The organism is Bordetella muralis, assembly GCF_054781015.1.
This window is the reverse complement of record NZ_BAAGVF010000001.1, coordinates 419396-445533: the sequence shown is the minus strand read 5'-3', so window position 1 is coordinate 445533 and position 26138 is coordinate 419396. Positions and strand designations below refer to the sequence as shown.

General features: G+C 60.8%; 18 protein-coding genes and 1 pseudogene. 9 read left to right on the top strand and 10 right to left on the bottom strand.

The annotated features are described in order from the left end of the window. Window positions 1-29: 29 nt before the first annotated feature. From ubiB to ubiE, 4 genes are all read right to left on the bottom strand, one after another. Complete coding sequence (gene ubiB / locus ACYVIT_RS02040; protein WP_415808984.1) at window positions 30-1583, bottom strand: ubiquinone biosynthesis regulatory protein kinase UbiB; 1554 nt, start codon at window positions 1581-1583, stop codon at window positions 30-32. A gap of 3 nt (window positions 1584-1586) precedes the next feature. Beyond that, window positions 1587-2225, bottom strand: a complete 639-nt coding sequence (locus ACYVIT_RS02035; protein ID WP_415808988.1) for a ubiquinone biosynthesis accessory factor UbiJ — start codon at window positions 2223-2225, stop codon at window positions 1587-1589. 193 nt (window positions 2226-2418) lie between these two features. Continuing rightward, entirely contained in the window at window positions 2419-3423 is a 1005-nt protein-coding gene (locus ACYVIT_RS02030; RefSeq protein ID WP_415808983.1) for a Tim44 domain-containing protein, read from the bottom strand. A 406-nt stretch (window positions 3424-3829) separates the two neighbouring features. Further along, entirely contained in the window at window positions 3830-4594 is a 765-nt protein-coding gene (ubiE, locus tag ACYVIT_RS02025; RefSeq protein ID WP_415808982.1) for a bifunctional demethylmenaquinone methyltransferase/2-methoxy-6-polyprenyl-1,4-benzoquinol methylase UbiE, read from the bottom strand. 157 nt (window positions 4595-4751) lie between these two features. Here ubiE and phoB point away from each other — a divergent pair, with 157 nt between their 5' ends. The 7 genes and pseudogenes from phoB to ACYVIT_RS01990 all read left to right on the top strand — a co-directional run bounded on the left by phoB (window position 4752) and on the right by ACYVIT_RS01990 (window position 11502). Then, window positions 4752-5450: a phosphate regulon transcriptional regulator PhoB gene (phoB, locus tag ACYVIT_RS02020; protein ID WP_094819892.1), complete on the top strand. Its 699-nt coding sequence runs from the start codon at window positions 4752-4754 to the stop codon at window positions 5448-5450. A gap of 12 nt (window positions 5451-5462) precedes the next feature. Then, the gene (gene phoR / locus ACYVIT_RS02015) at window positions 5463-6761 is read left to right on the top strand and encodes a phosphate regulon sensor histidine kinase PhoR (RefSeq protein WP_415808981.1); all 1299 of its coding nucleotides are present in this window, start codon (window positions 5463-5465) and stop codon (window positions 6759-6761) included. Window positions 6762-6894: 133 nt separating this feature from the next. Beyond that, window positions 6895-8097, top strand: a pseudogene (serA, locus tag ACYVIT_RS02010) (phosphoglycerate dehydrogenase); the annotation flags it as partial. Between the two features lie 393 nt (window positions 8098-8490). Then, window positions 8491-8868 (top strand): VOC family protein, encoded by a 378-nt coding sequence (locus ACYVIT_RS02005; protein ID WP_415808987.1) that lies wholly within the window; start codon window positions 8491-8493, stop codon window positions 8866-8868. A gap of 24 nt (window positions 8869-8892) precedes the next feature. Next, window positions 8893-9618, top strand: coding sequence for a 5-oxoprolinase subunit PxpB (gene pxpB, locus ACYVIT_RS02000; protein ID WP_415808980.1), 726 nt, complete (start codon window positions 8893-8895; stop codon window positions 9616-9618). Next, the gene (locus ACYVIT_RS01995; protein ID WP_415808979.1) at window positions 9615-10616 is read left to right on the top strand and encodes a 5-oxoprolinase subunit C family protein; all 1002 of its coding nucleotides are present in this window, start codon (window positions 9615-9617) and stop codon (window positions 10614-10616) included. Before pxpB ends, ACYVIT_RS01995 begins: the two co-directional genes overlap by 4 nt. A gap of 115 nt (window positions 10617-10731) precedes the next feature. Then, window positions 10732-11502, top strand: coding sequence for a LamB/YcsF family protein (locus ACYVIT_RS01990; protein ID WP_415808978.1), 771 nt, complete (start codon window positions 10732-10734; stop codon window positions 11500-11502). 1010 nt (window positions 11503-12512) lie between these two features. Here the strand turns inward: ACYVIT_RS01990 and ACYVIT_RS01985 are convergent. Further along, the gene (locus ACYVIT_RS01985; protein WP_415808746.1) at window positions 12513-16472 is read right to left on the bottom strand and encodes a DUF3683 domain-containing protein; all 3960 of its coding nucleotides are present in this window, start codon (window positions 16470-16472) and stop codon (window positions 12513-12515) included. Window positions 16473-16661: 189 nt separating this feature from the next. Further along, window positions 16662-17207 (bottom strand): YqaA family protein, encoded by a 546-nt coding sequence (locus ACYVIT_RS01980; RefSeq protein ID WP_415808745.1) that lies wholly within the window; start codon window positions 17205-17207, stop codon window positions 16662-16664. A 230-nt stretch (window positions 17208-17437) separates the two neighbouring features. Between ACYVIT_RS01980 and ilvA the strand changes: the two genes are divergently transcribed. Continuing rightward, window positions 17438-18946 (top strand): threonine ammonia-lyase, biosynthetic, encoded by a 1509-nt coding sequence (gene ilvA, locus ACYVIT_RS01975; protein ID WP_415808753.1) that lies wholly within the window; start codon window positions 17438-17440, stop codon window positions 18944-18946. 261 nt (window positions 18947-19207) lie between these two features. Here the strand turns inward: ilvA and ACYVIT_RS01970 are convergent, their stop codons facing one another. Further along, entirely contained in the window at window positions 19208-20326 is a 1119-nt protein-coding gene (locus ACYVIT_RS01970; protein ID WP_415808744.1) for a porin, read from the bottom strand. Window positions 20327-21041: 715 nt separating this feature from the next. Between ACYVIT_RS01970 and ACYVIT_RS01965 the strand changes: the two genes are divergently transcribed. Further along, the gene (locus tag ACYVIT_RS01965; protein WP_415808743.1) at window positions 21042-21962 is read left to right on the top strand and encodes a LysR family transcriptional regulator; all 921 of its coding nucleotides are present in this window, start codon (window positions 21042-21044) and stop codon (window positions 21960-21962) included. 10 nt (window positions 21963-21972) lie between these two features. Here ACYVIT_RS01965 and ACYVIT_RS01960 read toward each other — a convergent pair whose 3' ends face one another. Genes ACYVIT_RS01960 through cydD form a run of 3 tightly spaced genes read right to left on the bottom strand, consistent with a single transcriptional unit; the run spans window position 21973 to window position 26072 of the window. Further along, window positions 21973-22521 carry an adenine phosphoribosyltransferase gene (locus tag ACYVIT_RS01960; RefSeq protein ID WP_415808742.1) on the bottom strand — a complete coding sequence of 183 codons (549 nt, stop codon included), beginning with the start codon at window positions 22519-22521 and terminating at the stop codon, window positions 21973-21975. 54 nt (window positions 22522-22575) lie between these two features. Then, window positions 22576-24261: a thiol reductant ABC exporter subunit CydC gene (cydC, locus tag ACYVIT_RS01955; RefSeq protein ID WP_415808741.1), complete on the bottom strand. Its 1686-nt coding sequence runs from the start codon at window positions 24259-24261 to the stop codon at window positions 22576-22578. Beyond that, a complete protein-coding gene (gene cydD / locus ACYVIT_RS01950) occupies window positions 24258-26072 on the bottom strand; it encodes a thiol reductant ABC exporter subunit CydD (RefSeq protein WP_415808752.1) in 1815 nt (604 codons plus the stop codon). Before cydD ends, cydC begins: the two co-directional genes overlap by 4 nt. Window positions 26073-26138 lie beyond the last annotated feature (66 nt).

Here is a 26138-nt window from a genome sequence, read left to right as displayed (position 1 = left end):
AAAATCATGACAGACGCACAGTCAGCGTATCAGCGAGTCAGTGCCCACAAGGCCACCCCCACTGCGACCGCCAACACCGCCGTCAAGGCGATTAATAGGCGGTTTCCCTGTTCTTGCGCGTGGCGCAGACGGGTCATTTCACTGAGCAACTGCGGCGTCGTGTCAGGACGGCTGAGCTGCTCATACATCAAGCGCGGCAAGGCCGGCAGTGTTTGCGACCATTGCGTAGCCTCTTTGGCCAACGACTGGCGAAAGCCGTCAAACCCCATACGACGCCGCATCCAGTTTTCCAGATAGGGCTTGGCCGTCTTCCAGAGATCCAGATTCGGATCGAGTTGCCGGCCGAGCCCTTCGACGTTGAGCAGCGTTTTTTGCAGCAGCACCAATTGCGGCTGGATCTCGACATTGAAACGCCGCGACGTCTGGAACAGCCGCAGCAGCACTTGCCCTAACGAAATCTCGGACAATGGCCGATCAAAATACGGCTCGCATACAGCCCGTACAGCACCCTCGAGCTCTTCTTCGCGGGTATCGGCCGGCACCCAGCCAGACTCGATATGCAACTGCGCCACGCGGCGATAGTCCCGATGAAAGAAGGCGAGGAAATTCTGCGCGAGATAGTTTTTGTCGAACTCAGACAACGAGCCGACGATGCCAAAATCCAGCGCGATATAACGCCCGAGCGTCTCGGGCCGGTCAGAAACGTAAATGTTGCCCGGATGCATGTCCGCATGGAAAAAACCATCGGAAAACACCTGGGTAAAGAAGATATCGACGCCACTGCGGGCCAACGTGGGAATATCAATACCTGCAGCGCGCAAGCGATCGATCTGTCCCACGGGAATGCCGTACATGCGTTGCATGGTAAACACTGTTGCCGCGGTGTATTCCCAGATGACTTCGGGCACGATCAGCAAATCGCCGCGCCCCGATGTCGCGTCAAAATTTCGGCGCAGCTGACTGCAGTTCGAGGCCTCGCGCACCAGGTCCAATTCGTCATGCAGATAATTGTCGAACTCGGCGACGACCTCACGAGGTTTCAGGCGCCGCCCGTCTGCACCGGTGCGCTCGACGATGCGAGCCACAATATGCAGCAACGACAAATCCCGCTCGATGGCTTGGCGCATGCCCGGCCGCAAGACTTTTACCGCGACCTCGCGGCCATCGTGAAGCACAGCAAAATGCACCTGGGCTATGGACGCCGAGGCCACAGGGTCCACCTCGAACTGCGCAAACAGTTTGGACGGTGGCGCCCCCAGTGCTGCCTCGATACATGCCGCCGCCTCCGCAGAGGGAAACGGCGCCACGCGATCCTGCAATAGCGCCAGTTCGTCGGCAATGTCTGCCGGAATCAGATCGCGCCGGGTGGACAGCACCTGGCCGAATTTCACGAAAATGGGGCCGAGCGACTCCAGCGCACGCCTCAGCCGCAGCCCTCGGGGCGCTTTTGGCCGCCGTCCGAGACGCAGCAACCAGCGCAGCCCCTTTGCCAAGGGATGATTGAGACTGGACAAAGCCAAATCGTCCAGGCCGTAACGGTAGGCGACACACAGAATGCGAAGAACTCGGAAAAAGCTGAGCATGAATCAAGCGCCCCGCTTCGCAGCCAGACGAGCCAGGCGCGCATCCAATGCCGCTGCCGCTCTGGCAGCGTCGTCACGTCGCTGATTCAAGTCGGCGAGATCCAGCCTCCACTGCTCCAGCAGCGATGCCCCGACGAGAACGCCGCGCTCTTCGGCCAAATATTCCGATACGTTGCGGCTCAGACTGGACACCGCGGCCTTGGCGCCCTCGCCTGCCGCACGGGCGCCGGCCATCAGACGCGTGGCGGGAATATCGCCCACCAGCCGCGACAAATCGTCCTCTGGATCCCAACGCAGGTTTTCCGCCAGCTCAGCCACCACGCGAGCCAGCGCAGCATCGCCCTCGATATGCGTAGCCTCGACGACATCGGGCCGATCCTGTCCGGGCAGCATTCCCAGCGGATTGAACTTGGCGGGATTGACGGTCAGGGTGACGTCGGGCACCACCGCGGTGTCGGCCAGATCGGCATAACCTTCGCTATTGATCGCCAAACCCGTCACGAAGCCGCCCAGCGCAAAACGCACGGTTTTGCCCGCGTGGCGCGACAGGCGCTCGCGCGCCCAGTCTTCACGCGACAACAAGCCGTTGAGCGCGCGAACGGCTAACCGCGACGGAGTGGGCAAAAAGGAAAAAGGCAACATCGATGCAAAGCGAGCCTGCACTGGCAGACCCCGCCAAAAAAACGGAGATACCCGGAGTTTACCGGGTCAGGGCGTGCCGTCCCTGAAAACGGGCGCAAACCCGTGGAAATAAAGAGGGCGCCGCACAAACGGCGCCCCTCTGCAGTGGCTGAGGATCAGACCGGACAACGGAAGTGTCCGGCCCCGGCTCCGATCAGCTGGCGTATTCCACGGGAATCTGCTGAATACCGGCCAACAGCCACCCGCCTTGCTGAGGCTTGAACAGGTTCCAGACTTCTTCGAAGCGGAAAGCTTCGGTGCCCGGGGCTTCGCGCAGCATGCCGGAGAAGCGCACGCTGGCCAGGTGACCGTCAGACACCGTCTCGATGCCCAGCAGCTCGGCGTTCAGCAAGACGACTTCGGTCTGATTGGGCGCCGCACCGCGCTCGGTCAGCTGCTGTTTGAGTTCGGCGATCAGATCGTCCGTCAAGTACTCGCGCAGGCGATCGGTATTGCCGCTATCCCAAATGGCCTGGATTTCCACGAACTGCTTCTTGGCATTTGCCAGGAAAGCCGTGCTGTCGAAATCGCCGGGAACGTACCAATTGTCGCTATCGCCCGCCGCGGGCAACTCGGCGGCGGCAGGCGCTGCCGCCGCCGCGGCGGGAGCAGCAGCCGACGGTGCCAGCGATTCGCGCCACAGCGGCTGCTGCTGGCCTTGGCGGTCATTATCCTGACGCGCCGCGTTGTTGGCGCCATAAGCGTCCTGCATCGCCGGACGACGCCCACCCGCACCGCGCAGACGGCGCACGATGAAGATCACGGCGAACACGACCAGTGCGATCAGCAACATGCTGGACAGGAACTCGGCAAATGCGCCGGACAGACCCAGATGCGACAGCAAGGCCGCGATCCCCAGACCGGCGGCAATACCGGCGATAGGTCCTAACCAGCGTGACATACCGCTTTTCGCGGCGGTGCCTGCGGCTGCAGCACCCGTCGCAGCAGTAGCCGGCGCCGCCGTACGGTTGGTGGTGGTTGGGCTCGCGGGCGGCGTCGTGGCCTGGCGCTGCTGCGTAATATTGGTGGATTGACGGCCCACGCTGCTGCCCCCGCCCATGCGACGGGCTTCGGCGTCGAATGACGTCGCCAACATCGCCGTGCTGGCGACAGCAATCAGTGCTGCGGCGAAAAACCGGGAAATACCGGATCGGGACATATTGTGTGACTCCTGACACGTGACCGAGGCCTGAATGACCCCTGCCCGCCAGCCCCCCGCTAGGTGGCTGGCTTTTTGTTGAACGCTTTCTGACAGAAAGCTGAATACCTTAAGAATAACGGACAAGCTGACGGACGACAAGTTCCCGCTGGGTCGCGTCTTGCTCTCGAATAATCCTATCCTGGCAACACCCTGTGGCGAGGCGACTGTCCTGACAGGTAACGCCGTCAGAACCGTTCCTCCCTGCGATCAAGCGGGGCGCTCTGCAAAACGTAACGACATGCCACGCCCGGCAGAGGCTCCGGCAGCAGGCGCCGGAACGTTGTCAATATGGGTTTGAGGCGTCGGCCTTCTGGCAGAGCGCTTTTCTCGACATCGCCCCAAGGGGTTCTGTATCCGCCAGCCCTCACCCCAGACGCACACCTTCGTGCAGGGCCGTCACACCTGCGGTCAGGTTGAAATACTGCACGCGTTCCAGGCCCGCGGTACGCATCATGTCGGCCAGGGTATCCTGGTCGGGATGCATGCGAATGGATTCTGCCAAATAGCGGTAACTGGCTTCGTCCCCCGCGACTTTCTTGCCCAGCCAGGGCAGTACGTTGAACGAATACCAGTCATACACCGGCGCCAGAGGACGCGCCACACGCGAGAATTCCAGCACCAGCAGTTTTCCGCCGGGTTTGAGCACGCGCGTCATTTCCGCCAATGCGCGGTCTTTGTGAGTCATATTACGCAGCCCGAACGCCACGCTCACCCGGTCGAAATAACCGGAGGGAAAGGGTAATTTCTCGGCGTCACAGACGGCAGTGGGCAGCAACAGCCCCGCATCGGTCATACGATCCCGCCCTACGCGCAGCATGGAATCGTTAATGTCAGTCAGCCAGACCTCGCCTGTGGGACCGGCACGGCGGGCGAAGGCCTTCGCCAGATCGCCCGTCCCGCCAGCGATGTCCAGCACTTTCATGCCTGGTCGGATGGCGGCGCGCCCGATGGTGAAGGCCTTCCAGATGCGGTGCAGGCCACCCGACATCAAATCGTTCATGACGTCATAGCGCGACGCCACCGAATGGAAGACCTCGGCGACCTTGCGTGCCTTTTGGTCTTCGGGAACGGATTGAAAACCGAAATGCGTGCTGGCCGAATCAGAAGAAGAATCAGGGTTTTGTTGCATAGTAAGAGCCCGGTATATGACGCAATGGTAGCCGATCGAGGCCCAAGTCAGCAGAAAGCCGGCAGCAAAACACCAATTCGTCACATACCTGAAATATTCCGGCCATACTATCGCAATGTTCGCGCCTGCCGGCGCTCATCGTCTGCCTCTATTGCCAATGTCCAGCACCATTCTTGTCGTCGAAGACGAACCCGCCATCCAAGAACTCATCGCCGTCAATCTCTCGTTTGCCGGCCATAAAGTCTTGCGCGCTTTCGACGCTGAACAGGCCCAGACCCTGATTCGCGCCGAGCTGCCCGACCTCATTTTGCTGGACTGGATGCTGCCCGGCACCTCTGGCCTGGCTCTGGCTCGCAAGCTGCGCGACAGCGAACGCACCCGCGCCGTTCCCGTCATCATGCTGACGGCCAAAGGGTCCGAACAGGACAAGGTCGACGGCCTGGAAGCTGGCGCCGATGATTACATCACCAAGCCGTTCTCGCCCAAAGAGCTGATGGCGCGCATCAAGGCGGTCTTGCGCCGCCGCGCGCCGCAGTTGACGGACGACATCATCGACGTCAGCGGCCTGAAACTCGACCCAGTGACTCACCGCCTGTCGGGCAACGAGCAATCGTTGTCGATCGGGCCGACTGAATTCCGCCTGCTGCATTTCTTCATGACGCACCCGGAACGCGTATTCTCTCGCTCGCAACTGCTGGATCAAGTGTGGGGCGATCACGTGTTCGTCGAAGAGCGCACGGTGGACGTGCACATCCGCCGCCTGCGCAAGGCGCTGGAGCCCTCCGGGCACGATTCGCACGTCGAAACGGTCCGCGGTAGCGGATATCGCTTTACGGCACAGGTCCCGGCACGGTAAAAAACAGCCACGATGATCTGGCTGCGCACTTTTTTCCTGGTCGCTCTCTGGGCGATCATTTCACTGTTCCTGCAATGGCTGATCGGCAACCCGGCGGGTTGGCTGGTATTTTGCGCAGCACTGTTATTCATGCTGTTCTGGCGCAGCTGGCGCCTGCGTTCGGTATCGCATTGGGCGCACCACCCTGAGACCTCCCCGCCTGCGTCGGTCGGGCCGTGGGACGACATACTGGCGCCGCTGTATCGCTATACCCGTGCTCGCGCGCGGGATTTGGCCGAGGCCCGTGCGGCCATGCAAAGCATGCTGTCCGCGGCCCAGGCCTTGCCCGACGGCGTCGTGACGCTGAACGAAGACTTTCAGATTGAATGGTGCAATCGCGTCGCGCGTCACCATTTGACGCTGAACCTGCCGGCCGATCGCGGCCAGAATCTGCTGAATCTGCTGCGCGCGCCTGAGTTTGTCGCCTATGCACACCGCAGTGACTGGCCCGAGCCCATCCTGGTCCGTCTGGTTCACGGAGGACAAGAGCGCGTCATGATGATGCACTTGGCCGCCTACGCCAGCAATCGCCGCCTGTTGATCACGCGCGACGTCACGCAAATCGAAAAACTGGAAACGACGCGGCGCGATTTCGTCGCCAACGTATCGCACGAACTGCGCACGCCGTTGACTGTATTAGCCGGGTTTCTGGAAACGCTGCGCGATATGCCCGCCGAGGCGCTGGACGAAGAGCAGCGTGCCCAATACCTGTCCATGATGCACGAGCAGGCCTTGCGCATGCAGGCCATCGTGGAAGACCTGCTGACCCTGTCGACGCTGGAATCGTCGCCCGGGTCCGACCCGCGGGCCGTCAATGTGCCCGTCCTCTTGCAGACCACCCGCCAGCAGATCGAAGCCCTGTCCGCTGGCCGGCATGTCTTTCACTGGGAAATCGACGAGTCCCTGGACGTCCTGGGCGCAGAGACCGAACTGGCATCGGCCATGTCGAATCTGCTGACCAACGCCGTGCGCTATACACCCGACGGCGGCACCATCACGGTACGCTGGCAGGGCGCGCCCGATGGCGGGGCGCGTTATAGCGTCCAAGACACGGGGATCGGCATCGCCGCGCTGCATATCCCGCGTCTCACCGAGCGTTTTTACCGGGTTGACCGAGGCCGTTCGCGCGCCGCGGGCGGCACGGGCCTGGGGTTGGCCATCACCAAACACATCGCCATCCGCCACGATGCAGAACTGAACATCACCAGCGAGCCGGGCAAAGGCAGCACGTTCGCATTGCATTTTCCGGCGGAAAGGGTCGTGGCCGCCTGAGCGGGGCTATCGCCATACAGACCGAATGGACTCTCGGGTCCGGGGCAGGAAACTGCGTCACAATGAATGAAAAGAGTTTCATTTACTCTTTCCGTTCTGGCTTGCTTTTTTTCACCGCCTTTCCCCTGCCGCATCCATGACCAAGATTGTCCTGTTCGAGAACATCCATCCCAGCGCCCGCGAAGTCTTCGCCGCAGCGGGCTACACCGACATTGTGACGCATGCGACGGCCCTGCCGCCGTCTGACCTGCGCGAAGCCCTGCGCGGCGCGCATGTGGCGGGTATCCGTTCTCGCACACAAATGGACGCAGAGGCCTTTGCCGCTGCTGCCGATCTGCGGCTGGTAGGATGTTTTTGTATCGGCACCAATCAGGTGGATCTGAATCACGCGATGCAACGTGGCATCCCGGTATTCAATGCGCCATTTTCCAACACCCGTTCGGTCGCAGAGCTGGTGCTCGGTGAGGCGATTCTGTTGCTGCGCCGTATCCCGGAGAAAAACGCCCGTGTGCATCAGGGACACTGGGATAAATCCGCCACGGGCGCATTCGAGATTCGAGGCAAGACGCTGGGCATCATCGGCTACGGCAATATCGGCTCGCAGATCAGCACTCTGGCGGAAAGTCTCGGCATGCGAGTCGTGTTCCATGATGTCGAGGGCAAACTGCCGCTGGGCAATGCCCGCGCAGCAACCACGCTGACGGAATTGCTGGAGCAGGCCGATGTGGTGACACTGCATGTGCCGGGCGGCAAAAGCACCGAAAACCTGATCAACGCGGACACGCTCGCGCAGATGAAACGCGGTGCGATCTTGATCAACGCATCCCGCGGGACCGTCGTGGATATCGATGAGCTGCACGCAGCGCTGAAAGCCGGCCATGTGGCAGGCGCCGCACTGGACGTCTTTCCCACCGAACCCAAAGGCCCGAACGAGCCGCTGGCCAGCCCGCTCATAGGCCTGCCCAACGTGTTGTTGACGCCGCACATTGGCGGCAGCACGCAAGAATCCCAAGAAAACATCGGCCGCGAGGTCGCAGAAAAATTGGTGCGATTCCTGCAGGCAGGCACAACCAAAGGCGCGGTCAATTTCCCGGAACTGCCGTATCAAGAACCGGCGGGCGAGACGCGTATTTTGCACGTGCACCGCAACGCGCCGGGGGCATTGGGAACGTTGGACAATCTGCTGGCCGAACAGGGCCTGAACATTGTCAGTCAAAGCCTGCAGACACGCGGCCAGGTAGGCTACGTGATTACAGACGTCGACGGCGAAGTCAGCGATGCCGTGCTGGCGACGCTGCGCAACCACCCGATTACGGTGCGCTGCGATCTGGTCTGAAAGACCGTTATTGATAGGACAGGGCGGCGTCCGAGTGGGCGCCGCTCGCTTTTCCGCCATACGGTTCGATTCGGGGGGACCGCCTGCCCGGACCGTGAGTACGACAAACTCAAAGCCCTAATGAGTCTGCCCGGACGACGTAGCTTGCCCCCAACATACGTCTCGATCGAATAATCGATTTTTTTGATGCTCACACCCAAGAAATATCGTTTTTCTATCAAAAAAACAGTGGCTACACTATCTGTCATGCGGTTGCCATCCGTACGCTGAGTTTCTCGGTGATTGGATCGCGACACAGGCCCACTTATTTTGATTTATTCTTATCGATTCGGAGTTTGTATGAGCACCCCTGCCGTCCTGCCCCCTTTTCACCTCGCATTTCCCGTCCGCGACATCGCCGAAGCCCGCGCGTTTTACGGCGAGCTGCTAGGCTGTCCGGAGGGGCGCAGCGCGCCTGAGTGGGTCGACTTCAACTTCTATGGCCACCAGATCGTTGCCCATTTGTCGCCTGACGAGTGCGGTCACAAATCGACCAGCGCCGTCGACGACCATGACGTGCCGGTTCGCCACTTTGGCGCGGTCCTGCCCATGGAAGACTGGGAAACCCTGGCCAAAAAACTGACCGATGCCGGCACGAAATTCGTGATCGAGCCCTACGTCCGTTTCAAAGGCGAAGTCGGCGAACAGGCCACGATGTTCTTCCTGGATCCGTCGGGCAACGCTCTGGAATTCAAGTCGTTCAAAAACCTGGACTCTTTGTTCGCAAAATAATCCCGTCTGGAGGCGGTTGCCCTGGTGAACGAATCTTCCCTCACATCCAGTTCAGCCGCCTGGCGCATTCTGCCGCAAGGCGACCGTTGCCTGATGATTTACTTTGGCGACCAGATCGACATGTCGATTGGCCGCCTGTGCCTGGCTGCAGCGAATCTGCTGCGCCAGGCCGAGCTGCCGGGCGTGACGGACGTTGTGCCGTCATTCATTGCACTGGCCGTTCATTACCAGCCCAATGGCCGCCACGGGCCGCGTTACGCTGAGCTCGCGGCACAAATCGAACGTCTCTTGTCGCAAGGCATCACACCCGATACGCAAACAGGAAGCGATGTCGAGATCCCCGTCTGTTATGGCGGCGACTATGGTCCCGACCTGGACGAGGTGGCGCGGCATGCCGGGATCTCGACCGACGAGGTCATCTCCTTGCACACGCAACCGGGCAATCTGGTGTTCATGCTGGGATTCGCCCCAGGTCTGCCGTACATCGGTGTACATGACGAACGCTTGAATATCCCTCGCCGCGCGTCACCGCGCACGGCAGTCCCCCCCGGTTCTGTCGCCGTCGCCAACCGTCAAAGCGTGCTGTATCCCAGCCGCTTGCCAGGCGGGTGGAACATCATCGGTGCGACCCCGCTATCGTTATTCGATCCAGCGCGCACGCCCTCGACCCTGATGCAGCCCGGTGATCGAGTGCGCTTTGTGCCGATCGACGCGGCCGAGTTTGACCGTCTGCGCGGGGCCAAACAATGAGTATTACCGTCCTCAAACCTGGTCTGTTGTCGACATTCCAGGACCTTGGCCGCACCGGCAGCCAGCATGTAGGAGTCCCCGTCTGTGGCGCGATGGATCTGCGAGCCCATCGTCTGGCGAACCTGCTGGCGGGCAATGATGCAGATCACGCCTCCTTGGAAATCACCTTGACGGGTCCGACGTTGCGATTCGAGGCGCCCGCCTGTTTTGCCATGACCGGCGCCAACTTGCAGCCTACGCTCAACGGCAATCCGGTTGCAGGCTATCGCCCTTTGATCGCGCGTGCGGGCGATGTGCTGGCGTTTGGCGCTGCGCCTCCGGATACGGGCGTACGCGCCTATCTCGCCGTTCATGGAGGCTATTCGCTCACGCCTGTCCTGGGCAGCACGAGCACTTATGTTCGTGGCGGCTTTGGCGGTCATGCAGGGCGCGCCTTGGCCAAAGGCGATGTCATCGGGCTGCACGCATCACTGCCCACTGCGCCAGACTCGCTATCCGAATTGGCTCAGGCGCTATGGCAAATCCGCGTTTATATGCCGTCTGCGTTGTCGGGACGGACACGCGACTACCTGCGCCTGCTCCCGGGAGTGCACTGGGACGAGTTCACTGCCGATTCGCAACAAGATCTCTTGCATGCCGAGTTCCGCATCAGCACCCAGTCTGATCGCATGGGTTACCGCCTGGAAGGCCCGCCGCTGGCCATGACCACGCCGCGCCAGATTCTGTCCGAGGCGACCGGCTACGGCACCATTCAGGTCCCATCGGGTGGCGAAGCCATTGTCCTCATGGCGGATCGCCAGAGTACTGGTGGCTATCCAAAAATCGCCCAAGTCATCTCAGTGGACTTGCCCGATCTCGCACAACGCAGGCCTGGGCAAAGCGTGCGCTTTGCATTGATCGACCTCGACGAAGCGCAACGGCTCGACGGCGAGCGCGAAGAAGCCTTCACGCAACTGCAGGAAGCGCTCGCACCGTTACGAGCGTTGCTGCGAATCTGACATCGTCCGGGTTAGCATTATGTTGATCCTCGGCTAGACATCGAACACTGAATCCGGCCCCTACGTTGCACCCTCACGGCCACTCACAATCATTCGTCCTATCAGGAACTTCACCATGACTGCCACCACCAACCTCGTCATCGATCTGAACTGCGACATGGGCGAAAGCTACGGCGCCTGGCACATGGGCAACGACGATGCGGTGCTGCAGTTTGTCAGTTCAGCGAACGTCGCCTGTGGATTTCATGGTGGAGATCCCTCGACCATGCGCAAGACCGTCGCCGCTGCGCTCAAGCACAACGTATCAATCGGCGCCCATCCGAGCCTGCCCGATCTGGTCGGCTTTGGCCGCCGCCCGATGCAGGTCACGCCGCAAGAAGCCTACGATATGGTGGTCTACCAGGTCGGCGCCCTGGCCGCCGTCGCTGCCACGCAGGGCACGCGTCTGCACCATGTCAAAGCTCACGGCGCGCTCTACAACATGGCCGTCAAAGACCGCCCTCTAGCGCAAGCCATCGCCCGGGCGGTTCACGATGTCGACGCAAGCCTTGTCCTTTATGGTTTGCCGGGCAGCTATCTCATCGAGGCTGCAAATGAACTTGGCCTACGTGCCGCCAACGAGGTTTTTGCCGATCGCACTTACCAGGACGATGGGTCTCTGACACCTCGCACGCAGGCGGGCGCGATGATCGAGGATGTCGATACTGCCGTCGCTCAGGTGCTGCGCATGGTCCAGGACCGAGTCGTCCGATCCGTCAATGGGCGTGATGTTCCCGTGCAAGCAGACACGCTTTGCATCCATGGGGATCAGCCTAATGCGTTGGTGTTTGCCAAAGGGCTCAGAGAGGCGTTGCTGAAGGCGGGGGTTGGGATTCGGAAGGTTTGAGTGCTATTGGACGTCGATGCGGGGCAGTGGCTGCGTGGGGGCTTCACGTGGCCGGTCCGGCGCCCTGCGCGCCGGACACCGCGTTCGCTCACCTCGTCCGCGCGTTCGCGCTCCCTTCGACATCCACTCCGCTCGCCAACGAGGCGCCCCCACGCAGCCACTGCCCCGCATCGACTCGCAGTAACTCAAGCTCATCACATCGCTGGCACGGCTTTCTTGCTTGGCATTCTTCTGCATCAGCCTGGGTAAAGAGAAAGATCTTGCAGGGCTGCGATGAGCGGGTGCCCTGCACACCCGCTCATCGCGTTCGGGATCTGCATGCAGAGGCTGTAGCACCGTTGCGGGACAAAAGATCTCTCGAGCTGCATTGACGTGAGGCGACGGGGTAACACATTGGCCTTATGCCACGGGATAGCAATGGCTGGCGAAACGCCACGGCATCGCATTTGTTATCGCGCGATCGCGGCCTCTATAGCCATTCTCGTCATGTCGAGACGCAGCGGGATGCCAGACATGGATGTAGTAGATGCTTGAAGCGACGCCCTGACCGAGGCGCTCGCATGCAATCGAGGCACCATCAAAAGCAGTGCGCCACGCATCATCGTCGCCAACCTCGATCGAGGCCAAGCAGATCTTCCAACTGGCACCACGCCACCCCTACCGCATGCCCGGACCGATCGCTTGAGGGGGACGCGCAGGGCGTCCGCCGAAAGCAGCACCGTAAGATCTTTCTCTCTTCCATTGCGGCTGCAGAAAAACGCCAAGCAAGAAACTCGTGCCAGCGATGCAGGGAACTCTAGTTGCCGCTAGTCGAGCCGAGGCAATCGGCCCGGCCGGGCGCCTCAAAGTCGAGCGAGCAGCCACCGTAGGGAGCGCGAAGGCGCGGACGAGGTGAGCGACGCGGTGTCCGGCGCCCGCGCGCCGGACCGACTTTGTGAAGCCCGGCCGGGCCGATTGCCTCGGCTCGACGACCAATAGAACCCCTACCTCGTCCTAAGTAAGCACCGCCCCTACACGAGCACCCGCTCAATCCCCCCCGAGTTAGCCCGCCTCACATACTCCTCCATCCACTGCTCACCCAGAATATTCCGCGCCATCTCAACAACGATGTAATCCGCATCCATAGCCGTATCGCCCTCATAGCGCGACAAGCCTTGCAGACACGACGGACAAGACGTCAGTACTTTGATATCCCCTGTGTATCCATCCTGACGCAAGGTATTCTGGTTCTTGAGCAGTTCTTCTTGCTTGCGGAAACGCACCTGAGTAGATACGTCAGGACGCGTCACCGCCAAGGTCCCCGATTCGCCACAGCAGCGATCCGTCTTGATCGCCCCATCGCCCACGAGCGAACGCACGGTCTTCATCGGATCCTGCAGCTTCATCGGCGTATGGCAAGGATCGTGGTACATGTAGCGAGTACCGGTAATGCCATCGAGCTTGATGCCCTTTTCCAGCAGATATTCATGAATATCGATCAGACGGCAGCCCGGAAAGATTTTTTCGAATTCATAGCCAGCCAGCTGGTCATAACACGTCCCGCAGCTCACCACGACCGTCTTGATGTCCAGGTAGTTCAACGTATTCGCGACACGATGGAACAGCACCCGGTTATCCGTGATGATCTGTTCGGCCTTGTCGTTCATACCGTTGCCACGCTGCGGATAACCGCAGCATAGATAACCCGGCGGCAAGACAGTCTGCACGCCTGCGTGCCAGAGCATGGCTTGCGTGGCCAGGCCTACTTGCGAGAACAAACGCTCCGATCCGCAACCCGGGAAATAGAACACCGCCTCGGTATCTGCCGACGTGGTCTTGGGATCACGAATGATGGGCACGTAATTCGCGTCTTCGATGTCGAGCAGCTTGCGTGCGCTTTGCTTCGGCAACCCGCCCGGCATTTTCTTGTTGATGAAATGCACGATCTGTTCGCGCAGCGGCGGCTTGCCTACCGTGGCCGGAGGATGCGCGGTCTGCTTGCGCGCAAACGACGACAGCACATCATTGGCCAGGCGTTGGGCCTTGTACCCGACGCCCACCATGGCCTTGCGCGTCGCGTTGATCGTGGCCGGGTCTTTCGCGTTCAAAAAGAACATGGCCGCCGCCGTGCCCGGGTTAAAGGACTTGCGCCCCATCCGTCGCAGCAGCGCCCGCATGTTCATCGACACGTCGCCGAAATCGATATCCACCGGACAGGGGTTGTAGCACTTGTGGCAAACCGTGCAGTGGTCGGCAACGTCCTCGAACTCTTCCCAGTGCTTCAAGCTCACGCCGCGACGGGTCTGCTCCTCGTAGAGGAAAGCTTCCACCAGCAACGACGTGGCCAGGATCTTGTTGCGAGGCGAATACAGCAGATTGGCTCGCGGCACATGCGTGGCGCAGACGGGCTTGCACTTGCCGCAACGCAGGCAGTCCTTGACCGATGCGGAGATCGCACCGATATCGCTCTGCTGCATGATCAGCGACTCGTGCCCCATCAGGCTGAAACTGGGTGTCCAGGCGTGGCGCAAATCCGCGCCCGGCATCAGTTTGCCGGCGTTGAAATGCCCGCGCGGGTCGACACGGCGCTTGTATTCCTGAAATGGCGCCAGTTCGGCCTCTGTCAGGAACTCATACTTGGTCAGCCCAATACCGTGCTCGCCCGAGATCACACCATCCAGGTCCCGTGCAATCTGCATGATGCGATCCACTGCCTGATGGGCCTCGGTCAGCATCTCGTAATCGTCGGAGTTGACCGGAATGTTGGTGTGCACGTTGCCATCGCCCGCATGCATATGCAGCGCAACGAATACCCGGCCCTTTAGCACGCGAGCGTGTATGGCCTTGAGCTCGTCCACGATGTGCGTACCCGTAGCACCCGAAAAAACGTTCTGTAGCGGCGCCAGGACCTCGGTTTTCCAGGACACGCGTATCGTGCGATCCTGCACCACATCAAAGAGGCGCGCATCGGGTTGAGCGGCGACACGATCGGACAAGGCGCCTTGCAAGGGCGTCATGCCCACACTGGCCAGATCCGGCAATGCCTGGCGTAGCGGCAAGTCGAGATTGTCCAGCAGCCACTGCCAGCGTCGACGGACCTCGGCCAGCACCTCCATCGCCTGGCTGGTCCGCTCGGCCAGCGTCTGGGTGCGCGTGAGCTCATCATCCTCATCCTCGGCCTTGCCCACTGGCAAAGGCTCGGATAGATAAGCGTCCAGCGCATTCAGCAGCTTGAGCTTGTTGCGCGTCGACAGCTCGATGTTGATGCGCTCGATGTGATCCGTGTACTCGCCCATGCGCGACAACGGAATGACCACATCTTCGTTGATCTTGAAGGCGTTGGTGTGACGGGCAATCGCCGCTGTGCGCGAACGGTCGAGCCAGAATTTCTTGCGCGCTTCGGCACTGACGGCGACAAAGCCCTCGCCGTGACGCGTATTGGCCAGACGAACGACTTCGCTGGCAGCGACCGCCACCGCGTCCTCATCGTCACCGACGATATCGCCAATCAACACCATTTTCGGCAGCGTACCGCGCTTGCTCTTGGTCGCGTAGCCCACCGCGCGCAGATAGCGCTCGTCCAGGTGTTCCAGGCCCGCCAGGATGGCGCCGCGTGCGCGGCCCTCGCCATCCAGGTAATCCTTGACTTCGACGATCGACGGAATCGCATCGCGAGCCTGACCGAAAAACTCCATACAGACCGTGCGCGTATGACGCGGCATGCGATGCAGTACCCAGCGCGCAGACGTGATCAGGCCATCGCAGCCCTCTTTTTGCACGCCAGGCAGACCCGCCAGGAATTTATCGGTAACGTCTTTGCCCAGGCCTTCTTTGCGAAACACCCGGCCGGCGATTTCGAGCAATTCAGTCTTCAGCAGTTTTTCACCGGGCTGGCCGCTGCCATCGAACCATTTCAGCTCGAACCGCGCGGTCTCGACATCGTGGATCTTGCCCAGATTGTGATCCAGGCGCGTGACCTCCAGCCAGTTGCCGTTGGGATCGACCATGCGCCACCAGGCCAGGTTGTCCAGCGCCGTGCCCCAGAGCACGGCTTTTTTACCGCCTGCATTCATGGCGATGTTGCCGCCCACGCAGGAGGCCTCTGCCGAGGTCGGATCCACCGCGAACACGAATCCCGCCTGTTCGGCAGCCTCGGCAACGCGTTTGGTCACGACCCCTGCCCCGGCGAACACCACGGCCGCGGGCTCGGTCAGGCCCGGCAGAATACAGGACTCGACCGCACCCAGCGTATCGAATTTCTCGGTATTGATGACGGCCGATTTCCAGGTCAACGGGATCGCCCCGCCGGTATAGCCAGTGCCACCGCCGCGAGGGATGATGGTCAGACCCAACTCGATACAGGCGCGCACCAGGGAGGCGATCTCGGACTCGTTATCCGGAGTCAGTACGACAAAGGGATATTCGACGCGCCAGTCGGTTGCATCGGTCACGTGAGACACCCGCGACAGGCCGTCGAACTTGATATTGTCCTTGGCTGTGATACGGCCCAGCACTTTCTGGGCTTGCTTGCGCAGGTGCTGAGTCTGGTCGAACTCGCTCTCGAACGCCGCGATGGCCGAGCGCGCGCGCGCCAACAGCTCGACGACTTTGCTATCGCGCTGCGGGTCATGGCCGGCTTCGGTGGGCGAGTCCGGCTCGCGGCGCTTGTCGATCTCGCTCAGACGATGATGCAGCGCTTCGATCAACAGCTTGCGCCGCTTCGGGTTGTCGAGCAGATCGTCTTGCAAATAGGGATTGCGGCGTACCACCCAGATATCGCCCAATACCTCGTACAGCATCCGTGCGGACCGGCCTGTGCGCCGTTCGCCACGCAGATCGCAGAGCCATTGCCAGGCGTCTTCGCCTAACAGACGGCCCACGATCTCGCGATCAGAGAACGACGTGTAGTTGTACGGAATTTCGCGCAAACGCGCTGTAGCTGCGGGCGGAATCGCCTCGGAGAGGATTTGGCTGGCGAGGGGGGCGTTCATGAAAAGACGGGGAGTAGGCCCTTAAAGAATCATTTTATGACATTGCGCAGAAATTGCCCCGCGGCGTGCTGACGCGTCCGGAAAAACCGCAGTCCCCGACCCCTGGACGAAACGACGTAATGCGAGAAAAACGCATACATCCCAATGAGTTAAGACAGGCTTGAATATATAGCTGACCATCTCACAGCACTACACCGGCTGCGGGAAAAACCATAACAGGCCCGCGGTCATCACCGTATAGCGAGCCAATTTCCCAATGGCCATGTACAGCACGCAGGGCCAGAATGCCAGACGCAGCCACCCGGCCACCGCACACAAGGGGTCGCCTACAGCGGGCAGCCAGGATAACAGCAGAGCGGGCGGTCCCATACGATGCAACCATTGCTGGGCGTACTGATGCCAGCGGCTGCGCATATTCTTGTCCATGACCGGCTCCCCACCCTCCGAAGACAGGTGGGGATGCTTCTCACGCCAGCGTTCCAGGGCCCGATGCGCGCCCAGCCCCATGGCGTAGCTGATCGCGCCGCCGATGGTGTTGCCCGCCGTGGCCACCAGGACGGCCGGCCAAAACATATCGGGGGCCAGCTTCACGAACCCGAAGACGGCCGGCTCCGATCCCAGAGGCAACAGCGTCGCCGAGATCAGACTGATCAAAAAGATGGCGGGCAAACCGATTGTTGGCAATGCCAAGACCGCCAACAACCAATGCACCGCACTCAGTAGACTTTGTTCCATGGCGCCACGGACGAGTTGCCCAATATTTCCTCATACAGCCCCGGCAATGTGCGCGGTGCGAAGCCGCACACGCGACATGCGTTTGGCCCATTCAAGGCGCAATGCTGCGCGCGAAAATCGATCAATCGATACCGGATGGGCGGCAGTGTAGCCCGGACGGCAAAGTCGCGCCGGACGCTGTGGTAATCTGGCCCACGCCTTATTTCTCTCACCCGGCCTTCTACGCCATCATGTCTGACGATTATCTCAAACGCATCCTGACCTCAAAGGTCTACGACGTCGCAGTCGAATCCCCCCTCGAAACCGCCACGCAGTTGTCTCAGCGAATTTCGAACACGATTCTGCTCAAGCGTGAAGATACTCAGGCAGTGTTCAGCTTCAAGCTGCGCGGTGCGTACAACAAGATGGCCAACCTGACCCCGGCGGCCCGCAATCGCGGTGTGATCGCAGCATCCGCGGGCAACCACGCCCAGGGCGTGGCCCTGTCGGCCCGCCGGCTCGGATGCCGTGCGGTCATCGTCATGCCGACCACCAGTCCGCAGGTCAAGATCGACGCCGTGCGCAGCCTGGGCGGCGAAGTCGTGCTGGCAGGCGAAAGCTTTTCCGATGCTTATGCCCATGCAGTGACGTTGGAAAAGAAAGAAAAACTCACGTTCGTCCACCCCTTTGACGACCCGGATGTCATCGCGGGCCAAGGCACGATCGGGATGGAGATTTTGCGCCAGCACCCTGGCCCCATCGACGCCATTTTTGTCGCGATCGGCGGCGGCGGATTAGTCTCTGGCGTCGCAGCCTATGTCAAACAGCTGCGGCCGGAGATCAAAATCATTGGTGTCCAGACCGAAGACTCGGACGCCATGCTGCGCAGTGTGCGCGCCGGACGGCGCGTGCAACTCAATGACGTCGGCCTGTTTTCCGATGGCACGGCGGTCAAAATGGTGGGTGCCGAAACGTTCCGTCTCACGCGCAAATACGTGGACGATTTCGTGGTGGTCGATACTGACGCGATCTGCGCTGCGATCAAAGACGTCTTTACCGACACGCGCAGCGTGCTAGAGCCCGCGGGCGCCATGGCCGTCGCGGCAGCCAAGCAATACGCCGCCGAACACAAACTCAAAGGCAAAACGCTGGTCGCGGTCGCCTGCGGCGCCAATATGAACTTCGACCGCTTGCGTTTCGTCGCCGAGCGTGCCGAGGTCGGCGAAATGCGCGAAGCCGTCTTTGCCGTAACCATGCCCGAACAGCGCGGCAGTTTCCGCAAGTTCTGCGAGCTGGTGGGCAATCGCAGCGTCACTGAATTCAACTATCGGATATCCGACGCCCAACGCGCACACGTTTTTGTCGGCGTTCAGATCAACTCGCCGGCCGAGTCAGACAAAATCGCGGCAAACTTCCGGCGCCACGGTTTTGACACTTTGGATCTGACCCATGATGAAATGGCCAAAATGCACTTGCGCCACATGGTGGGCGGGCACTCCGCCCTGGCCAGCAACGAGTTGCTGTATCGCTTTGAGTTCCCGGAGCGTCCGGGCGCGCTGATGCGCTTTTTGAATGCGATGAACCCCAACTGGAACATCAGCCTGTTCCACTACCGGAATCAAGGCGCCGACTATGGCCGCATCCTGATCGGCATCCAGGTCCCGCCGTCGGACAAGAAATTGTTCAAGACCTTTGTGGCAGAGCTGGGCTATCCCCACTGGAACGAAACGGACAATCCGGCCTACAAGCTGTTCCTGTAATCATCACGACATTGTTTTGCCACTACGGCCTGGGGCGTTGCTCTGGGCCGTTTTAGTATGGCGCCGGCATGTAGCCGTCGCTTTGGGCCACCCCATCGCCGCCCCACAATCCAAACCACAAAAAGTGGGGGGCCTCCGAAGAGGCCCCCCTTTCTAGGTACTACACACGCCCGGCGCAAACCTTCGCGGGGTCAGTTGTCACTCGATGGATAACGGAGAAGACCATACATTCGTCAACCCGCGCCGGGACGTGTGAGGTACTTAGAAGCGGTGACGCAAGCCGACTGCCACAGCGGTACTGCGCTGGTCTTCTTGGAATGCCCAGTTGTCGCCGTACGAACCCATCGCGTACAGGTTGGTACGCTTGCTCAGGTCATAGGTGTAACCCAGGCTGAACGTGTTGCTCGTGGCGTCGTCGCCAGCCAGACGGCTGTTGTTGACGTCAGCGCGCTGCCAGGAGGCCCAGATGTTGCTGGCGCCACCGATCGGAGCGCTCACGCCCAACAGGTAGGAGTTAACACGCGAACCGTCAGCGATTTTCCAGCTACCCAGGCCCGTGCCGTCTACGTCGCTCAAGCCATCAATGCTCGTGCCGACGAACCAGCCGCCGAACGTTTGACCGAAAGCAGCCGAAACCTTGACCACTTCGAAGTCATAAGCAGCGCCCAGGATGTACGACTGGACCTTGTCGGTGTCGTATTGACCCTTGACACGGCCGCTGTCCGGACGGAAGTTGTCATACGACAGAGCCACATCCAACGGGCCGTTCTGGTAGCGAGCACCAACGGTCAACACACGGTTGTTTTCGTTGGTACGGAAATTACCGCCGGTGTCAGCATTGTCGTCAGCGTTGAACGAGTAACCGACGCCGAACTTGAAGCCCGAGAAAGACGGGGTTTGGTACAACACCATGTTGTCCAGACGGACGGTGTTGGCCGAGCTGAACGACGTACCCATGGTGGCTTGGTCGTAGCTGATGCCCGAGGGATCGATGCCAGCGAAGTACTTGGAAGCCAAGTTGGTTTGACGACCGAAGTCCAGTTGACCCCAGCTGTCGCTTTGCAGACCAACGGTGGCTTGACGACCAAACAGGCGGCCGCCTTGCGAGGAATTACCGTTGTTGGGCGAGAAACCGCCTTCCAGGGTGAAAACAGCCTTCAGGCCATCGCCCAGGTCTTCGGAACCGCGCAGACCGAAACGCGAACCGCTGTTCACGCCGTCCACAGCGCCGATACGGCTGGCTTTGTCGCCATTCGCGCCCTTGACTTGGTTGTAACCAATACCTGCGTCAATCAGGCCGTACAGCGTAACCGAGGTTTCGGCTTGAGCCACGCCTGCGAAGCCGGCGGCCAGCGCAACGGCCAGTAGCGTTTTTTTCATCATGATTTCCTAAAGCGATGTGACAGGAAAGGGCATGCGTGACCCGCTTTATGCCAAGGGCAACGTCGGACGACGCATGTACGGTTAGAAGTATCTTTCCTTGGGCAATAGGGATTAACCACAAATTTGGAGAGGTGTTTTCCATAAATGCGGGTAAACCATGACTTGCAACGCAGCAATCGGCGGCAGCCCCAGGAAGGACGGTGGTTTTGTCTTAGCTCAACCACCTCAAATTCCCTGACGGCTTGTGATCATTTGCGAATAACCAACGTTGCATTTGAACAACATTCGCGACAATGTCGCTCATGATGGGCCGCGGCGGACCGCTCGCGGCTGTTCAATCGCGGCGCAGAGACGGTCGGCCTGACACGTGTTCGGCAGACGCCCTATAACCTATAACTAACGGGCGAATGGTTGATGAGGGATCCCCCTTTCATCAACGCCACCTCACTTACGCTGTGCCAGCTGTCTGACAGCCATCTGCTCCGTCATATATTAGTTGAACTCCAGACTAGTCCTATTCATAGGGCGACCAGGAACGTTTTCCCCGTATTCACGTCCTATCAAGACCGCTTCGCCCTACAAATAACGGGCTTGCCCTGAATAGCAGCGAGCGTTAGTCCAGCAAACGGAACAGTTATTTCCATTTTTGCTGCATACATTCTTGGTAGTGTTGGGATATTGTCTATATCCAGCACGCAACATACAGAATCACATGGATATCCAGCTAAACGACATCGCGTTGTTTGTCGAGGTCGCCAAGCGCAAAAATTTCAGCCATGCCGCCGAGGCGCTCAACATCCCCGCGTCGACGCTGTCGCGGCGTGTGAGCGATCTCGAGCACAATATCGGCATGAAGCTGCTCAATCGCAGCACCCGGCGCATCGATCTGACCGAAGCCGGCCTGATGTACTTTGAACGCTGCCGACCCATTATCGAAGAAGTCCGCGTCGCTCATGATCAGTTGCTCGACATGGCCGCGCAGCCGAAAGGACGTCTGCGGGTGTCGATGCCTTCGAGCCTGGCGCAGTTATTCCTGCCTGCGGTGATCCAGGGGTTTCGTGCCCAGTATCCGGATATCGAATGCGATTTTGATCTGAACATGCAGCCGATCGATCCGATCAGCAACCCCTTTGACCTCGTGCTGCGTTTTGGCCGGCAACCCGACTCCAACTTGGTCGCACGCCAGATCGTGCTGCTGGAGCATCGTTTATATGCCTCGCCCCAGTATCTGGCCTTGCATGGCACACCACGGTCGCCCGCCGATCTGGGGCATCACGAGTGCCTGCGCCCCGCGATGAGCGAGGCCTATTCTTATTGGGTACTGCACTCCGGTGACAAGGTCGAACGTGTCGCCGTGTCCGGGCGCCTCGCCGCCAATAATGTCAGCATGCTGTCGCGCCTGGCGGGTCAGGGGCTGGGCATTGCCCCGCTGCTATATTTCGACACCATCGGCCAGCCAATTCAAAACAAAGGGCTCGTGCCGGTATTGCCCGACTGGGCCTTGACCCCGATTCCTCTATTCGCCCTCTTGCCCTCGCGCACGATTCCCGCCAAGACGCGGGCGTTTTTGGACTTTATCCAGCCACGCCTGACCGATCCGGGCTCGTGGGCGACAATCCCAGACGCCGCCTGAGGCAGCGGCCTCACTCCACGCTATCGTAACTACATACCGTGAACAAGGGTGTGCCGGTCGCGGCGATCTTGCCCGAGCCACCCAACTCCGGCAAATCGATAATTGCCGCCGCCTCGACAACGTTCGCACCGAGACGCTGCAGTAATTTGATCGCGGCCAGCATCGTGCCGCCCGTAGCGATCAGATCATCCACCAACAGCACCCGTTGGCCGGTACGCACGGCATCCGTATGGATCTCCACCGACGAGTTGCCATATTCGAGCGAGTATTCCTCTGCCACTGTGCGATACGGCAGTTTGCCGCTCTTGCGCACAGGCACGAAACCCAGATTCAGTTCGTAGGCCAGCACACTGCCGATAATGAAGCCGCGCGCGTCGACGCCCGCGACCAAATCCAGGCGCTGCCGCATATAGCGATAGACAAAAAGATCAATCAAGACACGGAACGTGCGCGGGTCTTGTAACAATGGCGTAATGTCGCGGAACACCACACCCGGGCGAGGCCAATCGGGGATGCTGCGGATAGTGCGCCGAATGAGTTCGACGGTGTCAGTCTGCATGGGCCTACCCCGGGGGAAATTGAAGCAAGGCGAACTATAACCGCGCCGATGCGGTTAAGCCAGAACAGAAACGTTCAGACAACCATCCCGCAAAACCAGACAGCGATCAACCGCGCCCTGCGGCAGGGCGGCATGCGTTACCAGCACTACGGTACGCCCCGCCGTGGCGTGAGCCAGATCATTGAAGAATGCCGCCTGCGCGGCTTCGTCCAGGCCGCTCGTCGGCTCGTCCAAGGCGAGGACGGGGCAAGACGTCAACAACGCGCGGGCCAGACACAGCCGCCGCGCCTGTCCTACCGATAAACTCGCGCCAGTTTCACCCACCCAGGTATCCAGACCATCGGGCAGGCCACGCACGAAATCCCCCAGGCGTGCGGCATCCAAGGCGGACCACAGCATGGCATCGTCCGCCCCCGCGTCGCCAATCAGTAAATTGGTCCGCAATGTCCCCAGGAAAACAGGCGCATCCTGGGCAAGCCACGCAATGCGGCGATGCAGGTCGGCCAACGACGCGTGCCGCAGATCGATCCCTCCGAAACGAATACAACCGGACACGGGGTCCTCCAGCCGCAGCAATAGTTGCAAGAGCGTCGATTTACCCGAACCGCTCGGCCCGGTAATCGCCACACGCTCACCAGGCTCGATGCGCAGACTGACGGTATTCAACACCAGCGGCCCCAGCCCGCCGACAGCTGCGGGATAGGCAAAGGACACCTGGTCGAGCTCGATCGCGCCCCGCGCGGGCAATGGCACGTGCCGGTCTGGACCAGCGTCGTCCGGCGCTTGTTCGACCACCGCCTGAATCCGCTGTGCCGCCGCCACCGCGCCCCCCAGCCGCGCCGCCCCTCGCATCAGCGGCCCCGCCACTTCAAAAATGCCAATGACTGCCAACAGCAATCCCGCCAACAACGGCCCGCTCAGACGCTGCCGGCTGAGCTCGTCCAAGCCAAACCACAAGATCGCCAATACACTGAGGCCCGCCAAAACCTGCAAGGCCCATGCTCCATTGGCGGCAACACGTACCTGCGCTTTGCGCGCACGTGTCATATCCGCGCATTGCGACATAAAGCCGGTCCGTACTTGATCGATCGCCGACAGCGCCACGACGTCGGCGTGGCTTTCCACCGTCTCCAACGTCATGGCACGCAACGCCGCCTGACTTTCCTGGATCGCCAAGCCTGGCAAGCGCGCAGCGCGCGCCTGCCACACAGGCAGCACCACACATGCCATCAACATCGCGCCCGCCAATACCCACCCCGCTGCCGGCACCCAGACGCCCACCACCACAGCCAACACTGCGGCGGCAATCGCCGACGTGACCATCGGTGTCAGCACGTGCAAGAACACCGTATCCAGCGCATCCACATCTCCTGTCAGGCGAGCCACCAGATCGCCATCGCGATAACGCCCCAACTGACGCGGCGTCAGACGCACCAGCGCCTCGAACACGCGGCTGCGCAGGTCCGTCAATAAGCGCAACGTGGCAGCATGCCCTACCAGTCGCTCAGCGTAACGCGCCGCGATACGCACGAAAGACAACAAGCGCACCAACGCAGACGGGACAAAAAGATTAAAAACAGAGCCTGCGCCGGCCAAGGCCGCAGCGCTGAGAAACCAACCTGATACACCCAGCAAGCCGACACCGGCTGCGATGGTGAGCAACGCCAGAAACAGCGCACCCAGCAAAGCCCCCAGACGACGACGGTATAAAGCCGGCAACAAACGCAGCAATGCTGTCATGCCGGCTCCAATTTGCCATCGATCAGCGTGACCGTTCGCGGCAAGCGCTGCGCCACGGCTGAAGCATGCGTTGCCAGCAACAATGTTCGTCCGTGCGCAAATGCCAGGATTTCGTCCAGGACCTGGGACTGCGTGGTCTCGTCGAGAGAGGCCGTGGACTCATCGAGCAAAATCAGGCCGGGATCTCGCAGAAACAAGCGTGCCAGCGCCACGCGCTGCGCCTGCCCGCCCGACAAACCGCGGCCGCGCGGCCCCAGCATCGTATCCAACCCCTCGCGCAATGGTTCGGCGAACGTCATGACGCGGGCGCGCCGGGCGGCCTCGATAACTTGTTCGTCGGTTGCCTGCGGCCGCCCCAAACGGATGTTGTCGGCAATACTGGCCGCAAACAAAAAGGGCCGCTGACCGATCAAAGCCACACGCTCACGCAGCAGGGTTTCATCCCATTCAGCCAGCGGCACATCGTCCAGCATGATGTGTCCTGCGCAGGGACGCAAACGAGAGAGGACTTCCAGCAAAGTCGTCTTGCCGCTGCCGCTAGGCCCCATCAGAGCGACATGCTCGCCCGCCGACAACGACAGCGACGCATCGTCCATCACTGGCGAAATACGCCCCGGCGCTTGAAGACTCAGGCCGTGCACCGACACCGCAAACCCCGCGGCACATGTGTCGGCCGATGTACCCGTGACATGAGTGGCGCCCCATTGCACCACTGCCCGGGCATCGGCGGAAACGGCTACGCCAGAGCCGCCACTGGACGAATGCTTGGCGCTGTCCTCATCGGAGGCAACGGCGGCATGCACCTCGACTGGCTCCACGGCGGCAATATCCGAATCGCCGAACAGCGCCGACGTGTCGGGCAAGCCCTCGAACGATGCGGCAATCTGCGCTGCCGCTGCACGCGCCGCCGCACGATCATGATAGTGCGCCGCAAATTGACGCAATGGCGCATAAGTCTCCGGCGCCATCAACAAACAGAAAAACCCGACTTGCAGCGTCAACGGCGTCGCCCGCACATCGAGAAACCCGAGGTACGACAAACCAAAATACACGGCCATCCCGGCAACGCCCAATGCTGCAAAAAACTCCAGCACCGCCGACGACAGAAAAGCAATGCGCAATACTGACAGCGTGCGCTTGCGCACGGCCTCGCTGGCCATGGCGACCGACGAGGCCTCGGCTTGAGCACGGCCGTAGAGTTTCAGGGTGGACAGGCCGCGCAGACGATCGGCGAAAAATCCGGATAGCCTGGCAAACGCGCGTACATGCCGCCGGCTTGCCGCCTCGGCGCCCCATCCCACCAATGCCATGAACAGCGGAATCAATGGCGCCGTCACGAGCAACAGCAAGCCCGCGATCCAATCAAAGGGCAACAGCACCACCGCAAATGCCAGCGGCAATATCGCCGCCGATACCGCTGCAGGCAGATACCGCGAAAAGAACCCGTCCAGCGCCTCGACCTGATCGACAATGGCGCTAGCCAATTCCCCAGACACTTGCGTCCGCGACCACACGGGACCCCGGCCCACCAGGCGATCGAACAAGGCCACACGAATACGTTGTTTGATGCTTTCAGCCGCGTGGGCTCCCGCCCGTTCACTGGCCCAGGCCAGGCCCGCTCGAACCAACATCAGGACAATGATCAGCGCGATATCGCCCAGCAATGCACTGCGAGGCGCCTGGCTGACAATTGCCGCATCCAGTACCCTGGCCAACAGCCAAGCCTGCACCACTAGCAGCACCCCACCCAACAGAGGCGCCCCGACAGCCACAATGAGCGGCAGCCGCGGCACGCGCGCCTGCGCACTCAACCAACGCGATTGTTCACGCGCGAGCCTGGCTGCCTCAGTCCCCGAACCGGATGCCGTATCAACAGC

Bases quoted from the DNA above. Each gene is read 5' to 3' on its own strand.
- ubiB (WP_415808984.1), bottom strand. From the start codon at position 1,583: ATGCTCAGCTTTTTCCGAGTTCTTCGCATTCTGTGTGTCGCCTACCGT.
- ACYVIT_RS02035 (WP_415808988.1), bottom strand. From the start codon at position 2,225: ATGTTGCCTTTTTCCTTTTTGCCCACTCCGTCGCGGTTAGCCGTTCGC.
- ACYVIT_RS02030 (WP_415808983.1), bottom strand. From the start codon at position 3,423: ATGTCCCGATCCGGTATTTCCCGGTTTTTCGCCGCAGCACTGATTGCT.
- ubiE (WP_415808982.1), bottom strand. From the start codon at position 4,594: ATGCAACAAAACCCTGATTCTTCTTCTGATTCGGCCAGCACGCATTTC.
- phoB (WP_094819892.1), top strand. From the start codon at position 4,752: ATGTCCAGCACCATTCTTGTCGTCGAAGACGAACCCGCCATCCAAGAA.
- phoR (WP_415808981.1), top strand. From the start codon at position 5,463: ATGATCTGGCTGCGCACTTTTTTCCTGGTCGCTCTCTGGGCGATCATT.
- ACYVIT_RS01995 (WP_415808979.1), top strand. From the start codon at position 9,615: ATGAGTATTACCGTCCTCAAACCTGGTCTGTTGTCGACATTCCAGGAC.
- ACYVIT_RS01990 (WP_415808978.1), top strand. From the start codon at position 10,732: ATGACTGCCACCACCAACCTCGTCATCGATCTGAACTGCGACATGGGC.
- ACYVIT_RS01985 (WP_415808746.1), bottom strand. From the start codon at position 16,472: ATGAACGCCCCCCTCGCCAGCCAAATCCTCTCCGAGGCGATTCCGCCC.
- ACYVIT_RS01980 (WP_415808745.1), bottom strand. From the start codon at position 17,207: ATGGAACAAAGTCTACTGAGTGCGGTGCATTGGTTGTTGGCGGTCTTG.
- ilvA (WP_415808753.1), top strand. From the start codon at position 17,438: ATGTCTGACGATTATCTCAAACGCATCCTGACCTCAAAGGTCTACGAC.
- ACYVIT_RS01970 (WP_415808744.1), bottom strand. From the start codon at position 20,326: ATGAAAAAAACGCTACTGGCCGTTGCGCTGGCCGCCGGCTTCGCAGGC.
- ACYVIT_RS01965 (WP_415808743.1), top strand. From the start codon at position 21,042: ATGGATATCCAGCTAAACGACATCGCGTTGTTTGTCGAGGTCGCCAAG.
- ACYVIT_RS01960 (WP_415808742.1), bottom strand. From the start codon at position 22,521: ATGCAGACTGACACCGTCGAACTCATTCGGCGCACTATCCGCAGCATC.
- cydC (WP_415808741.1), bottom strand. From the start codon at position 24,261: ATGACAGCATTGCTGCGTTTGTTGCCGGCTTTATACCGTCGTCGTCTG.